Here is a 14,773-nt window from a genome sequence, read left to right on the forward strand (position 1 = left end):
TCGGAGGCCGCCTCGTCCGCGGGTCAGGTCGCGGTCGGGAGCCAGACCTGCATCGTCGCCCCGCCGCCCGGGGTGGCGTCGCAGCGCACGCGTCCCCCGAGCGCCGCCGTCATCCCGGCCACGATCGACAGCCCGAGGCCCGACCCTCCGGCGTCACGGGTCCGACCGGAGTCGAGGCGTGCGAAGCGCTCGAAGATGCGCAGCCGATCGGCCTCCGGGACGCCCGGGCCGTGGTCGACGACGGCGAGCCGCACGACGTCGCCGTCGTCCACCGCGGTCAGCTCGACCGGGCTGCCGTCGGGGGAGTATGCGGCGGCGTTGGCCACGAGGTTGGTGAGGATCCGGCGCAGGGCGGCGTCGTCGGCCAGGACCTGACGCGTCGTGTCGACCCGCACGGTCACCGCGCGGGTCGGGTCGAGGACCTCGAGATCGCGGGCGGCGTCCCGCAGTGGTGCCTCGACGTCGAGCGGGACGGGGGTCATCCCGACCCCCTGGTCCAGCCGCGCCAGCGAGAGCAGGTCGGCCACGAGGGCCGTCATCCGGACGGAGGAGGTCTCGATCCGCTTCATCACGCCGGGCACCTCCTCCGGCGGGATGCCCCCGATCCGGTACAGCTCGGCGTACCCCGTCAGCGTCGCGAGCGGCGTGCGCAGCTCGTGGCTCGCATCCCCGACGAACGCCTTCATGCGCTGCTCGCTCGCCTGCTGGGCGTGGAAGGAGGTCTCGACCTGGCCGAGCATCGTGTTGAGCGAGGTGGCGAGCGAGCCGACCTCCGTCGTCGGCGGGGCGGGTTCGACCCGCTGGGCCAGGTCGCCGGCGGCGATGCGGGCCGCGGTCGTCTCGATGCGTCGCAGCGGCTGGAGGCTGGAGCGGACCACGATGTAGGTGGCGATCGCGGCGAGCGCCAGCACACCGCCCCCGACGGCGAGCAGCGCACCGGCCATCACGCCCATCGTCGCGTTGACGGCGGTCAGCGGGAGCGCGACGGCGGCCGTCCCCGTCACCGAGCCGTCGGGAGCCGTCACCGGCGCGACGACCACGCGCCAGGACCCCCCGTCCAGGCCGGGCACGGTGAAGGGGCGGCCGGCGAGCAGGGCGACCGAGTCGACGTCGAGCGGACCGAGCTCGGGTCCCGCCGTCGCGACGCTCGAGCCGCCCAGCAGGCTGCCGCGCGTGCACGGTCCGGCGACGCAGCGCTGGATCTCGGTGCCGTCAGGTCGGGCCAGCACGACGGCGTAGTCGGTCGGCAGCGCCGAGTTGACGGGATCTTGCACCCCGGTCGGGACGAGGTCGGAGTAGGCGACGTCGACCAGGCTCTGCGCGGCACGATCGAGCTGGGAGTCGACCTCGCGCACCAGGGAGCTCTTCAGGAGCGTCAGGGCGAGCCCACCCACCGCCACGAGGGCGAATGTGAGCAGGACCGAGAACAGCACCACGAGCCGGACCCGCAGCGGCAGCTGCCGCCAGGCCGTCACGGCGTCTTGAGGACGTACCCGAGGCCCCGGCGGGTGTGGATGAGCGGCACGGGGGCCGCGGCGTCGGGCGTCCCGGGATCGGGCGCGTCGACCTTCCGGCGCAGGTAGGAGATGTAGGACTCCACGATCGTCGGTTCGCCGCGCCAGTCGTAGTCCCAGACGTGGTCGAGGATCTGGGCGCGTGACAGCACACGGCCGGCGTTGGCGGTCAGGTAGCGCAGCAGCTCGAACTCGGTGGGGGAGAGGTCGATCAGGCGACCGGCGCGGCGAACCTCGCGGGCGTCGGAGTCGATCTCGAGGTCGGCGTACCGCAGGATCGCCGAGTCGTCGGGGGCGTCCTGGGTGCGGCGCAGGACGGCCCGGATCCGCGCCACCAGCTCCTCGAGGCTGAACGGTTTGGTCACGTAGTCGTCGCCGCCGACGGTGAGGCCGGCCACCGTGGAGGCGACGTCGTCGCGCGCCGTGAGGAACAGGACGGGCACGCGGATCCCGCGCTCGCGGAGGCGGCGGGTCACCTCGAAGCCGTCGATGTCGCCGAGCATCACGTCGAGCACGACGAGGTCGGGCTCGACCTGCGTGACGACCTCGAGCGCGTCGTGCCCGTTCGCCGCCGTCGCCACCTCGAAGCCGGCGAACCGGAGCGAGGCGACCAGGAGGTCGCGGAGGCTGGGCTCGTCGTCGACGACGACGATGCGCGCCTCGGGCGCGGACGTGGGCGTGGCCATGGCACCAGTGTGCCCCCGCGGACTGAGAGTTTCCTGGGTGTCGCCTGGACACCGCGTCGGGGCGACGTGATGGTCGTGCTGGGCGGCGGGTCCGTGCGGTGCGACCTACAGGTAGCGCATCGGGTCGAAGGCGCCGATCGGGATGATCCGGACGCGGGGGAGCGGAGCGTTGAACGCGCCGAGGTCGTCCTCGAGGTCGTGGATCGTCAGGCCGTCCTCGACCAGCTCGGTGAAGCGGGCGTTGGCGAACTCGCGGAACGCGAGCAGCCCGACGCGGTGGTCGCCCTCGAGCAGCTGCTCGACCTGGGGCAGGAAGTCCCCGTCGTGGCTCGCCAGCAGCACGTCGCCGCCGTTGGTGGAGATCGCCTCCAGCATGCGCTGGATACCGATGTCGACGACCTTCTCGCTCGAGCTGCCCGACAGCGGGATCGGGTGGTAGCCGAGGGCGAGGAGCGCCTGGACGAAGCCCATCGGCATCTGGCCCGAGGACGCGTTGAGGAAGAACAGCGCCGTGATCGGCTGGTCCCACAGCGCCTGCGCGTAGTTGGTCACGCGCTCCCAGCGCGGGCGCTCCTCCGGGGCGGGACGGTGGCCCAGGACGCTCATGCCCAGGGTGGCGTCGATGTTCTCACCGTCCACCAGCAGATAGGTCCGGCGCTGAGTCGTCGTGGGCTCCATGCGCTCACCCTAACGACACCCGGCCCGCCACCTCGCAGGAGGTGCCGGGCCGGACGGCTTCGTGGAGCGGGGGTCGGGTCAGGAGGAGCTGATCTGGTCCTGCGTGCCGGCCGCCGGCAGGACGCCGCCCGGGTTGCGCAGCGCCTCGAGCCGGAGCTCGATCTCCGTCTGGTCGCTCGCGGTCTCGAGCTCGGCGAACTGCGACTCGAAGCTCGAGGCGGCGATCTCCGCGTGACCGGCGGCCTGGGCCTCCTCGCGACGCACGGCGTCCTCCCAGCGGGACAGCTCCGACGTCGGGTCCAGGACGTTGATCGAGCCGATCGACTCCTGCACCTGACGCTGCGCCTGCGCGGCCTTGGCGCGCGCCACGAGCTCGTCGCGCTTGCTCTGGAGCTGACCGAGCTTGTCCTTCATGCCGGCCAGGCCGGCCTTGAGCTTCTCGGCGGTGTCGGCCTGCGACGCCACGAGCGGCTCGCTCGAGGAGACCTCGCGCTCGAAGGAGAGCTGCTTGCCCAGCGCCAGGCGGGCGAGCTGCGTGAAGCGCTCGGCGTCGGCGGCGTTGCCTTCGGCGGCCTTGCGCTGGGCGGTGGCGGCCGCGGCCGAGGCCTTGGCGCCCCACTCGGTGACGGCGGCGCGGTCGGCCTCGAGGTCGGCCTGGGCCAGGCGCACGTTGCCGATCGTCTGGGCGATCGCGTTCTCCGCCTCGACGATGTTGTTGGTGTAGTCCCGGATGAGCTGGTTGAGCATCTTCTCCGGGTCCTCGGCGCGGTCCAGGAGCGAGTTGATGTTCGCCTTGGCCAGCTGGCTGATGCGTCCGAGGATCGTCTGCTTCTCTGCCATGCGTGTTTCCTTCCTGTGGACCGCCCGACGGGCGGTTGCCTGACGGGCGGCGGCTGGTGCCGACGCCCACGTGATCGGGCCCGACGGGTGTCCGGCGGGAGGGGCGACGGCTAGAAGCGGCCTCCGCGCGAGCGGCCGCGGGAGCCGCCCGAGGAGGACCGGCGGCTGCTGCCGCCGCTGGAGCGCCGGCTGCTGCTGCCCGACGAGCGCCGGCTGCTGCTGGAGCGGCCACCGCCGTAGGACGAGCCGCCACCGCCCCAGGACGAGCCGCCGCCCCACGAGCTGCCCCAGGTCGAGCGGCGCTGCCCCGAGCCGCCGAGCATGCCGCCGAGGATGAGGGAGCCGAGGTCGATCCCGCCGCCCCGGTTGCCGGAGCCCCCGTAGCCGTAGCCGCCGCCCTGCTGCTGCTCCCAGCGGGCGACGTCCTGCTGCGCGAGCTGGCTCGCCGAGGCGGTGAGCTGCTCGGCCTGCTGCAGCGTGGCGACCGCGCGCTGCGGGTCGCTAGCCCCCTGCTCGTGGGCGACGCCGAGCAGGCGGATCGCCTCGGCCAGCCGCGTGCGGGCCTCCGGACCGACGGCACCGCGGCGGGCGTCGATGTACTCGTTGGTGGCCCGGATGCCGCTCTCCAGGCGCGCGGACCGCTCGCCGATCTGGGCGGAGGCTCGCTGCGCGACCTCGGCCGCCTCCCGTCGCGGGGCGAGCGCCGTGTCCAGGGCCGTCTCGGCGTCCGCCAGCGCGGCGAGCGCCCCGAGGGGGTCGCCGCCCGGCTCGGTCGCGGCGGACGCGGCCGTCAGCGCCGAGCGGGCCGCCGTGACGGGGCCGACCAGGGCCGGGTCGCCGGGGGCGAGGCGGTCGGCGTCGGCCAGGTCGGACTGCACCGAGGCGCTCGCGGCCTGGATCCTCCCCGCCGCGTCGGCGAGGTCCTGCTGGGCGCGCTCCACGCCGTCGAGCAGCGTGGTGGCCTGGGCGAGCGCGTTCTGCGCGACGCGTGCCTGGGCGACGGCGGAACCGGCGTCGCCCGCGGCGAGCTGCTCCTGACCGGTGACGACCGTGCCGTAGGCGCCCTCGAGGAGCTGCGAGGCGTGGTCGGGGTTCGAGCCGATGGACGCGAGCGCCGTCGCCGGGTACTGCACGGCCAGGTTGGCCAGGGTGGCGCGAGCCGGCTCGATGCGACCGCGCAGCTCCTCGATCCGCCGGGCGAGGGTCGCCAGCGTCGTGGGCACGTCGCTCTGCTCCTGCCGCAGCTTCTCGAACGCCTGCGACTGCTGCTGCAGGTCGGCCGAGACGCCCTGGCAGACCTGGAGGATCTGCGTGGCGATGCCACGGCGCGCGGGCTCGTCCGTCGCGGCCACGCCGTCGAGCTGCTGACGCAGCGCGAACGCCTGGCCGACCTGGGCCTTGGCGCGGGCGAGCGCGGCGGCGAAGTCGCGCGTGGCGTCGGTACCGAACTGGGCTTCGGCGAACCCGAGCTCCTGCTCGAACTCGCGCAGGTCGTCGTCGATCGCCACGAGCGCGGGACCGGCCTGCTGGACGAGCTGCTCGGTCGGGACGCCGCCCCGGTCGCCCTGGCCCGCACCGCCGCCGGCCGTCCGGCGCTTGCGCGTGGAGTAGATGCCGTACCCGACCGCCCCGACGGCCGCCACGGCGACGCCCCCGACGACGAGCCCGGTCGCCCCGCCGCCCGAGCCCGACCCGCCCTGGAGGGCCTCCGCCGTCGCGACGACGGCGTCGCTCCACGGGGCACCGTCGTTCGCGGCGCCCCGGAGCGCGTCCTCGGCGGCGTCGTAGGCGCGGTCGTAGGTGCCGTCGGAGACCGAGTCGGTGGCGGACAGCGCGAAGGCGCGGTCGTCCACCGCGACGGCGAGGAGGAGGTCGTTGTCGCCCAGCGAGGAGATGTCGGCGGCCTCGTTCGCCCAGTCCACCGAGTTCACGCCGTCGAAGGAGTCGACGTAGACGGCCCAGAGCCGGAGGTCGCCCGAGGCGGCCAGCGCGTCGACGGCGGCCTGGGCGTCCGCGCCGTCGCCGAGAACACCGGCGGTGGACTCGTCGACGATCGGCTGCGCGAGCCGGAACGGCTCGGCGGCCTCGGCGCGGGGCGCGAGCGGGCCCAGCGCCAGGGCCAGCGCGGCGAGCGCCAGCCCGAGCACCGCGATCACCCGCGCGAGCAGCGGCGAGGGGAGGGACGTCGTCGTACCGCGAGCACTCATGCCCCCGATCCTCGCCTGCGGGCGGACCGGGCGCAACGACCGACCTGGTCCCGGGCCGCCGGTGCCGGGGCGCGGGTGGAGACGCGGATCACGCCTCGAGGGGAATGCCGGGACCGATGAGTTCGTTGGACCGCACGCGTCAACACCGTGATGCATCCGGCGAACGACAGGCACCGCATGACCTCCACCACCAGCTCCGACCGCGCCCTCACGGCGGCGTCCGGCGCGACTCCCGAGTCGACCGAGGCCGTGGCCGACGTCGTCGCGGTCGAGGTCGCCCACGACGCCCAGCCCGCTCCCGAGCGGCTCACGCCCGCCAATCTGCGGCTGCTGGTCCTGCTGCTGGTGTCGGCGTTCGTCGTCATCCTCAACGAGACGACCATGGGCGTGGCGCTGCCTCCGATCATGGACGACTTCGGCATCACGGCCGCGACCGGCCAGTGGCTGACGACGGCGTTCCTGCTGACCATGGCCGTGGTCATCCCGACGACGGGCTGGCTGCTCGGACGCCTCGGCACCCGCCGGGCCTACCTCGTGGCGATGTCGGCGTTCAGCGTCGGCACGGCGCTCGCGGCGTTCGCCCCCTCCTTCGAGATCCTGCTCGGGGCCCGCGTGGTCCAGGCGTCCGGCACCGCGATCATGATGCCGCTGCTCATGACGACCGTGATGCGGATCGTCCCGCCGTCCCAGCGCGGCCGCGTGATGGGTAACGTCGCGCTCGTCATCGCCGCCGCCCCGGCGCTCGGCCCGAGCGCGTCAGGCCTCGTGCTGCGCGGTCTGACGTGGCACTGGATCTTCGCGATCGTGCTGCCCATCGCGGTCGTCGCGCTCGTGTGCGGCTGGCGCTGGGTGCGTGACGCCAGCACGCCGAGCCCGATCCCGCTCGACCTGATCTCCGTGCCGCTGGCGGTGCTCGCGTTCGGCGGCCTCGTCTACGGCCTCTCCGGCCTGGGCGAGGCGGCGCAGTCGGACCCGGTCGTCCCGGTGTGGGTCCCGCTCGTCGGGGGTGTCGCGGCGCTGGCGCTGTTCGTGCGGCGCCAGCTGGTGCTGGCGCGCGACAACCGCGCCCTGCTCGATGTGCGGGTGATGACGGTACGGAGCTTCGCGACCGCCGTCGTGCTCATGTGCCTCGCGATGTTCTCGATGTTCGGCGTGATGATGCTGCTGCCGCTCTACGTGCAGCGCGTGCTCGGTCTCGACCCGCTCGCCACCGGCCTGCTGATGCTGCCCGGCGCGCTCGCGATGGGTCTGCTCGGCCCCGTCGTCGGCCGGGTCTACGACCGCATCGGCCCGCGGCCGCTCGTGGTCCCTGGCCTGGTCGCGAGCTCCGCGGCGCTCGCGCTGCTGGCGGCCGGCCCCAGCGAGGCGTGGCTCGTCCTGGGCGCGCACATCCTCATGAGCCTCGGCATGGCGCTGGTGTTCACGCCGATGTTCACGCTCGCGCTCGGCTCGCTCACCGGCCACCTGGTCCCGCACGGCTCGGCCGCCATCGGCACGATGCAGCAGCTCGCCGGCGCGGCCGGGACCGCGGCGTTCGTCGCGATCATGACGATCCGCGAGGAGTCGGCCTTGGCGGTCGGCACCGACGAGGTCGCCGCGCTGTCGGGCGGCGTGCACACGGCGTTCTGGGTCGGGGCTGCCGTGATGGCGCTCGCGGCCGTGGTCGCCACGACGCTGCGCCGTCCGGCCGATCTCGGTTCGGGCGGTCCGGTCGCCGTCGGCCACTGACCGACCCTGGTCCACGACGACGGGCTCCGCACCTCCGGGTGCGGGGCCCGTCGTCGTTCCGGGTCCTCCCGACCCCGATCCCCAGACCGCTGCTGCGCTGGTTGCGGTTGACGGTCGGCCAACCGCAACCAGCGCAGCAGCGGTTCGGGGGACGACGGCGGGGGTGCGCCTGGCCGTGAGCTGTCCCCAGGTCGTCCCTACGTCCGTGCGTCCACATCGGGTCCGGTCTCGGGCCCGCGGCCCCGGCGGTGCTGCTCCGATGGCGCCATGGACGACGATCCGCTGGCAGCGCTGACCGAACCGGGGATGGTGGCCCGAGGCCGTCGAGGGTCCCCACCTCCCGCACTCATCGAGCTCGCAACGCGGCAGCGGGGCCTCGCCACCCGCCGGCAGTGCGAGGAGAACGGCATGTCCGCGTTCCAGATCACGAGGCTCGTCCGTCGCGGCCTGTGGCCCGCGGTGGCTCGCGGCGTCGTCCTCGTCGTGCCAGGTCTCGTGAATCACAGCGACTGGCCGGAGCGGGCGAGGCAGCGCGCGCAGGTCGCGGCGCTCGCAGCCGGCGATCGAGGGATGCTCGTCGGACTCGCCGCGCTCTCGTGGCTCGGGGTGCAGGGGGCCCCGCTTCGCTACGTGCCGGAGTTCACCCGGCTCGAGGGCGGCACGCTGCGGGTCCAGCCCGGTGTGCGACAGCGTCGACTGACCCGTCGGGAGGACATCGCGGGCCACCCGAAGGTGGTCGGGTTCGACGGTGTGCTCACGTCCGGTCCGCTGTGGGCGCTCCAGCAGGGACTGTCCGGACTATCACGCGACCAGGCCGTCTCGCTGGTGGACAGCGCTCTGAACACGGGCCGGCTCCGAGCCTCGGACCTGCCGACGCTCCTCCATCTCCTGACGGCGATGCCGGGCGTGTGCGCGCTCCGGGAGTGGCTGCCCCTCGTCGACGGCAGGTCGGAGTCGCCGGCGGAGACCCGTGCCCGTCTGGTGTGCCACGACAGCGGTGTTCCGCCGGACGATCTCCAGCGCACGGTCCTCGACCAGTGGGGGGAGTTCGTCGCGCGGTGCGACCTCGTGTGGGAGCTCGGCGACGGTCGTCTGCTGATCATCGAGATGGACGGAGCACACCATCGTCAGACGGGTCAGATCACGCGGGACAACGCGCGTGACAGCGCCCTGATCGGGCTCGGCCACGTCGTGCACCACGTGAGCTGGAGCGACCTGTTCGACGGTCGGCTCGTGGCGATCGTCCGTCGCGAGCTCCACCGCGCCGGCCGACTCTCTTGACCGGCAGAGGTCCGCCGAACCCGTCCGTCACCACACCGGTGCTGCGGTGGTTGCGGATGACGTATCGGCAACCGCAACCACCGCAGCACTCGTGCGGGACGGGCCGGCCGTACCGGTCAGTCGACCGTCGCGTCCAGGTCCTCCGCGTCCACGATCCGGTAGGCGTAGCCCTGCTCCGCCAGGAAGCGCTGGCGGTGGGCGGCGAAGTCGGCGTCGACCGTGTCCCGCACGACCACCGCGTAGAAGTGCGCCGACCGCCCGTCGCCCTTCGGGCGCAGCAGCCGACCGAGGCGCTGGGCCTCCTCCTGCCGCGACCCGAACGCCCCGGACACCTGGATCGCCACCGCCGCCTCCGGCAGGTCGACCGAGAAGTTCGCGACCTTCGAGACCACGAGCACCCGGATCTCGCCCGACCGGAAACCGTCGTAGAGCTTCTGCCGCTGCGTCACCGTCGTCGCCCCGGTGATGACGGGCGCCCCGAGGGACTCGGCGAGCTCGTCGAGCTGGTCCAGGTACTGCCCGATGACCAGCGTCTGCTCGTCGGGGTGCCTGGCGAGCAGCTGCCGCACCACCGCGATCTTCCCCGGCGCGGTGGCGGCGAGCCGGTAGCGGTCCTCGGGCTCCGCCGTCGCGTACGTCATCCGCATCGTCTCCGGGAGCGAGAGCCGCACCTCGACGCAGTCGGCCGGCGCGATGTAGCCCTGCGCCTCGATGTCCTTCCACGGGGCGTCGTAGCGCTTCGGCCCGATGAGGGAGAAGACCTCGTCCTCCCGGCCGTCCTCGCGCACGAGTGTCGCGGTCAGCCCGAGCCGCCGCCGCGCCTGCAGGTCCGCCGTCATCCGGAAGATGGGCGCGGGCAGCAGGTGCACCTCGTCGTAGAGCACGAGGCCCCAGTCGCGCGCGTCGAGAAGCTCCAGGTGCGGGTAGGCGCCCTTCCGCTTCATCGTCAGCACCTGGTACGTGGCGATCGTGACCGGGCGGATCTCCTTGCGGGCGCCGGAGTACTCACCGATCTCGTCCTCGGTCAGCGTCGTGCGCCGCACCAGCTCGTCGCGCCACTGCCGCGCGCTGACGGTGTTCGTGACGAGGATGAGCGTGGTCGCCTTGGCGGCGGCCATCGCGCCGGCCCCCACGATCGTCTTCCCGGCCCCGCAGGGCAGCACGACGACGCCCGACCCGCCGTGCCAGAACGTCTCCACGGCCTCGGCCTGGTAGGGCCGCATGGCCCAGCCGTCCTCGTCCAGCGCGATGTCGTGCGCCTCGCCGTCGACGTACCCGGCGAGGTCGTCCGCCGGCCAGCCGAGCTTGAGCAGCACCTGCTTGAGGTGGCCGCGCTGGGACGGGTGCACGACGACGGAGGTGTCGTCGAGCCGCGTGCCCACCAGGCCCTGGGTGCGCTTGGAGCGGAGCACCTCCTCCAGCACCGCGCGGTCGAGCGCGTGCAGCACGAGCCCGTGCGCGGGGTCGGAGAGGATCTGCAGCCGCCCGTAGCGCGACATGGTCTCGGCGACGTCGACCAGCAGGCTGTGCGGCACCGGGTAGCGCGAGTAGCGCACGAGGGTGTCGACGACCTGCTCGGCGTCGTGCCCGGCGGCGCGGGCGTTCCAGAGGCCGAGCGGGGTCAACCGGTAGGTGTGGACGTGCTCCGGGGCGCGCTCGAGCTCGGCGAACGGGGCGATCGCGCGGCGGCACGCGCCGGAGTCGGGGTGGTCGACCTCGAGCAGCAGGCTCTTGTCGGACTGGACGATCAGGGGGCCATCAGGCATCCGACCATTCTCTCAGCCGGGGCGCCGCGGTGGGCGGTCGGTCGCTGCGCTCCTGACGAACACGCACCCGGCCGACCCCGCAGACGCAACACGCCGGCTCAGGCGGGCGTCACGCCACCGATCCGGTGCAGCGCGATCGTGAGGTCGCTCTCGCGCTCGACGTCGCGCGCGACGACGTGCCCGCCCTGCACGCGCAGGGGCGCGAGCCGGCGTCGGTCGACGGCGCCCGAGGGGCCGACGACCGTCACCCAGACGGTCGTCTGCGCTCGCACGGCCTCGCGGAGGGCGGCGACGGCGCTGGCCGGGTCGCTCTCGCGCGCCGCGCGGGCGTCCGCCTCCCGCAGTCGTGCGACGGCGGCCTCGGGGTCGGCGAGCTCCGCCGTCGGGGCCGTCGTGGTCCGGGAGCCTCGGGGGACCGCCGCGACGGTCGTCGTCTCCGTGCGCACGACGACGCCGTCCGGCCCCTCCACCAGCACCGCCTGCGCCTGCCCGCGCAGCAGCGACGCGAGGCGGGCGGCGGGCAGCTCGGACACCGCGACCGTCGGGGCGAGGAGGCGCAGCCGCAGGTCCCGTTCGTGCACCAGGGTCGTCAGCGTGCCGGGGTCGTCGCTGCGGAGGTAGCTCGCGGCGGGACCGGCCCGCAGCCCGCCGTGACGGCGCTGGGCGTCGCGGACCGCGTACTCCAGCGCCTGCGGCACGGGCGTGCGGCTGACGTCGGTGAGGGTCGCGAGGATCTCGTCGGCGTCGAGGCCGGACTCGACGGCGCGGCTGAGCGACGCCGTCGTGAACCGCGCGGTCAGGCCCGAGCCGCGCGACTCGATCTCGCTCGTGCGCGCCAGCAGCTCCTCGATCACGCGGCTGGGACGACCCGGCACGATCGCCGTGAGGTCGGCCTGCAGCAGGATCTCCTCGACGGCGGGCGGGAGGTCGGCCGCGAGGGCGGCGGCGGACGCGGCGACGACCGTGCCCGACCCGCCCGCCTCGTCCGACCCGTCAGCCTCGGCCCGCTCCCGCCCCGGACCCCCCGACCCGAGCAGCGCGGTGCCCGCGCCGCTCAGCGCGCCGGCCGCGGTCACCCCGAGCACGGCGGCCTCGGTCAGCACCGCCGCGACGGCCCAGTCGGGCGGGGGCGAGGCGGGGGTCTCCCAGGCGAGGTGCCGGGTCACGGCCTCCAGGGTGGGGGCGCCGCCGTCGGGCCACGCCGTCAGCGCGAGGAGCACCCGGCGCCGCAGCCGGGCGGCCCAGCCGCGCTCGAGGCCCGGCTCCAGCACGGAGCGCAGGGCGCCGTCGTCGGCCCGGGTCCCGACCAGGGCGAACGCCCGGTCGCTGTGCAGCCAGGCGTGGGCGAGCCGCGCCCAGCGCGCGGTGACGTCCTCGTCGTCGTACGCGTGGGTGGGGGCCCAGAGCGCGCCGTCCTCGTCGTGCGTCTGGCCGATCTCCCCGACGGCGGCCGCGAGCTCCACCAGAAGGGTGGTCGTGGTCTCGGGGGCGCCGAGGGCGGTGCCGGTGCGGCGGATCTCGCGCACGCCGACCCCGCCGGACCGCAGCGCCCCGGCGGGGGCGGCGCCCCACGCCTCGACGAGCGCGACCAGGTGCTGGTGCAGCTCGAGGGCGGCGCGGGCCGACTCGGCGGCCCGCGTCTCCTGACCCACCGACGCGGCGGCCGGGGTCGGGGGAGCGACGGCGAGGTCGCGGTGGGTGCGCCCCTCGCGCAGCGCCAGGGCCGTGGCGCCGGGCAGCACGACGCCGCCGTCCGCGGTCCGTCGCACGAGGCCGCGCTCGGTGAGGGTGGCGACGGCGGAGGTGAGCGACGACGCGCCCGCGCCGTCGTCATCCGCGAAGGTCCCCACCGGCGGCCCCCACGTGAGCGCGTCGAGGATGCGGCGCGCGGCTGCGGGCAGGTCGGCGGCCGCGGCGACGGCGGCGGCCGGCTCCGCCGTCCCGGCCGGGACCGTCACCGCGAGCCCGGCGGGCCGCGGGCGGGCGGCCGCGACGCCGGGCGCGGGCGACGTGCGCCGCCCGGTGCCCGCCGCGTCGGGGTCCGCCGCGACGAGGTCGACCAGGGCGAGCGCGTGCAGGCGCTCGAGCACATCGCCCACCTCCGCCAGACCCGTGGCGACGGCGAGGGTGGCCTCCGGGACCCCCGGCGCGTCGCCGTCCCCGGCCGGGAGCAGCGCGTCCAGGGCCACGACGGCGTCGAGCACCGCCAGGTGCGGCGTGTCCAGACCGGCGACGGCGAGCTGGACCGAGCGCGCCGTCGCGGCCCTGGCCGCGAGCGCCGTGAGGGAGCCGGGCAGCGGCGTCGCGAGGTCCGGTCGGGCGCGCAGGAGCGCGGCGAGCTCCGCGTCGGAGCGGTTCGCGAGGGTCGGCGCACGGCCCGCCCCGGCAGCGGTGGGGGCGGCCGGGTCGGGGCTGGGGATGGTGGGCATCGGGAACCACGCTAGGCCTCCGCGAGCCAGGGGAGAACCTCAGGCCCGACCGGTAGGGTGGGCAGTCCTGACCCGTGCAAGAAATGGACCCTTTCGTGCCCACTGGCAAGATCAAGTTCTTCGACACCGACCGCGGCTTCGGCTTCATCGCCGGCGACGACGGTACCCAGGTGTTCCTGCACGCGTCCGCCCTCCCGGGCGACGTCACCGACCCCAAGCCCGGATCCCGCGTCGACTACGGCGTCGCCGACGGCCGCAAGGGCCCGCAGGCCCTCTCCGTGACCATGCTCGACCCGGTCGTGTCCGTCTCCCGCGCCCAGCGGCGCTCGCCCGACGACATGGTCGCCGTCGTCGAGGACCTCATCAAGCTCCTCGACCGGGCCTCCGGTGCGCTCCGCAAGGGCCGCTACCCGGAGAGGGAGTTCTCCTCCCGGCTCGCATCGGTCATGCGGGTCATCGCCGACGACTTCGAGGCCTGAGCCATGACGACCCCCACCGCCGACGCGCCCGTGCGTGCGCGCCGCACCACCGCCAAGCCGCGCCGCGACGCGGTGCTGGCCGCCGCCGTCGAGCAGGCGCGCGAGGCTGCGCTGGAGACGTCGGGCTACGACGACGTCGGTGAGCACCTCGGCTACGCCGACGACGCCGAGCGTCTCGGGAGCCACCGCTTCGCCAGCACCGCCCCCGGCTACCGCGGCTGGCACTGGACCGTCACGGTCGCGCGCATCTCCCGCTCCAAGACCGTCACGATCTGCGAGGTCGAGCTCCTCCCGGGCGACGACGCGCTGCTCTCCCCGGCCTGGGTGCCGTGGGCCGAGCGCCTCGTGCCGGGCGACGTCGGCCCGAACGACGTCCTCCCGGAGGGCGCCGTGGACGACCGCGTCGTTCCCGGCTACGTGCCGGCCGACGGCGACCCGGTCGACGTCGCGCGCGACGCGCAGGCGATCATCGAGCTCGGTGCCTGGCGCCAGCAGGTGCCCAGCCGCCAGACCCTCGTCGACGCCGCGACGCGGTGGGAGGACCGCCTCCCGGCCGGAGGCCGGTCGTTCGCGACCGACCCGACCGCGTTCATCGTCCCGCTCAGCGGTGTGCTCGGTCAGGTGTACGGCGTCTGCGTCAACGAGTTCTCGCCCGACGACGGCAAGGTCGTCCGCCTCGACCAGGTCGGCACCGTCCCCGTGGAGCGCGGGGTCATCGAGTCGGTGTGGCCGGACAACGCGCCGGTGATCGACGAGATCAGCCTCGACACGGCGGCGCTCGCGGAGAAGGCGGAGCCGGCACCGGTCGCGGAGGCCGTCGAGGTCACCGGGGCTGTCGACGACGAGACGCCGGCTGACCCCGTCGCCACCGACGACGTCGCAGCCACCGACGAGGCCCCCGACCAGGCCTGACACCCCCCGTCCCGCCATCACGGGAGAGCACGGCCCGCCCGGCGAGAGATCGCCGCGGCGGGCCGTTCTCGTCCCCGGCACCGACCGGTGCCAGCCCACCCCGTCTCGGCTGGCACTGCGGGAATCCTGACGTAAACTCAGCACAGAACGCATCGAGTCTTGAGGCAGTTCTCATCTCGTCCCGGGCCTTCGGACCGGCCGAGGTGAATGTCCGCAGGGGGCTACGGATCGCGCCTGCCGGATCTCCGGGCGT

General features: G+C 74.6%; 11 protein-coding genes. 4 read left to right on the top strand and 7 right to left on the bottom strand.

Annotated elements, in window-relative coordinates:
* Positions 1–23: 23 nt before the first annotated feature.
* The 5 genes from C8046_RS15975 to C8046_RS15995 form a co-directional block, all read right to left on the bottom strand.
* Entirely contained in the window at positions 24–1,475 is a 1,452-nt protein-coding gene (locus tag C8046_RS15975; RefSeq protein ID WP_109230294.1) for a sensor histidine kinase, read from the bottom strand.
* The gene (locus C8046_RS15980; RefSeq protein WP_109230295.1) at positions 1,472–2,200 is read right to left on the bottom strand and encodes a response regulator transcription factor; all 729 of its coding nucleotides are present in this window, start codon (positions 2,198–2,200) and stop codon (positions 1,472–1,474) included. The genes C8046_RS15975 and C8046_RS15980 overlap by 4 nt, the downstream gene beginning before the upstream one ends.
* A gap of 105 nt (positions 2,201–2,305) precedes the next feature.
* On the bottom strand, positions 2,306–2,878 hold the full coding sequence (locus C8046_RS15985; RefSeq protein ID WP_109230296.1) for an NYN domain-containing protein: 573 nt from the start codon (positions 2,876–2,878) through the stop codon (positions 2,306–2,308).
* 78 nt (positions 2,879–2,956) lie between these two features.
* Positions 2,957–3,718, bottom strand: a complete 762-nt coding sequence (locus C8046_RS15990) for a PspA/IM30 family protein (protein ID WP_109230297.1) — start codon at positions 3,716–3,718, stop codon at positions 2,957–2,959.
* Positions 3,719–3,828: 110 nt separating this feature from the next.
* Positions 3,829–5,925: a TPM domain-containing protein gene (locus C8046_RS15995; RefSeq protein WP_158277241.1), complete on the bottom strand. Its 2,097-nt coding sequence runs from the start codon at positions 5,923–5,925 to the stop codon at positions 3,829–3,831.
* A 177-nt stretch (positions 5,926–6,102) separates the two neighbouring features.
* Here C8046_RS15995 and C8046_RS16000 point away from each other — a divergent pair, with 177 nt between their 5' ends.
* Together C8046_RS16000 and C8046_RS16005 are read left to right on the top strand one after the other, a co-directional pair.
* Positions 6,103–7,653, top strand: coding sequence for an MDR family MFS transporter (locus tag C8046_RS16000; protein WP_109230299.1), 1,551 nt, complete (start codon positions 6,103–6,105; stop codon positions 7,651–7,653).
* Between the two features lie 408 nt (positions 7,654–8,061).
* The gene (locus C8046_RS16005) at positions 8,062–8,934 is read left to right on the top strand and encodes a hypothetical protein (protein ID WP_235866363.1); all 873 of its coding nucleotides are present in this window, start codon (positions 8,062–8,064) and stop codon (positions 8,932–8,934) included.
* A gap of 116 nt (positions 8,935–9,050) precedes the next feature.
* Here C8046_RS16005 and C8046_RS16010 read toward each other — a convergent pair whose 3' ends face one another.
* Positions 9,051–10,700 carry a DNA repair helicase XPB gene (locus C8046_RS16010; protein ID WP_109230301.1) on the bottom strand — a complete coding sequence of 550 codons (1,650 nt, stop codon included), beginning with the start codon at positions 10,698–10,700 and terminating at the stop codon, positions 9,051–9,053.
* A 98-nt stretch (positions 10,701–10,798) separates the two neighbouring features.
* Positions 10,799–13,129 carry a helicase-associated domain-containing protein gene (locus C8046_RS16015; protein WP_146197191.1) on the bottom strand — a complete coding sequence of 777 codons (2,331 nt, stop codon included), beginning with the start codon at positions 13,127–13,129 and terminating at the stop codon, positions 10,799–10,801.
* Between the two features lie 95 nt (positions 13,130–13,224).
* On the opposite strand from C8046_RS16015, the gene C8046_RS16020 reads away from it, so the two are divergent.
* Entirely contained in the window at positions 13,225–13,608 is a 384-nt protein-coding gene (locus C8046_RS16020) for a cold-shock protein (protein WP_109230303.1), read from the top strand.
* 3 nt (positions 13,609–13,611) lie between these two features.
* Positions 13,612–14,520 (top strand): DUF3027 domain-containing protein, encoded by a 909-nt coding sequence (locus C8046_RS16025; protein WP_109230304.1) that lies wholly within the window; start codon positions 13,612–13,614, stop codon positions 14,518–14,520.
* Positions 14,521–14,773 lie beyond the last annotated feature (253 nt).

It is taken from the genome of Serinibacter arcticus (genome assembly GCF_003121705.1).
Lineage (GTDB): Bacteria > Actinomycetota > Actinomycetes > Actinomycetales > Beutenbergiaceae > Litorihabitans.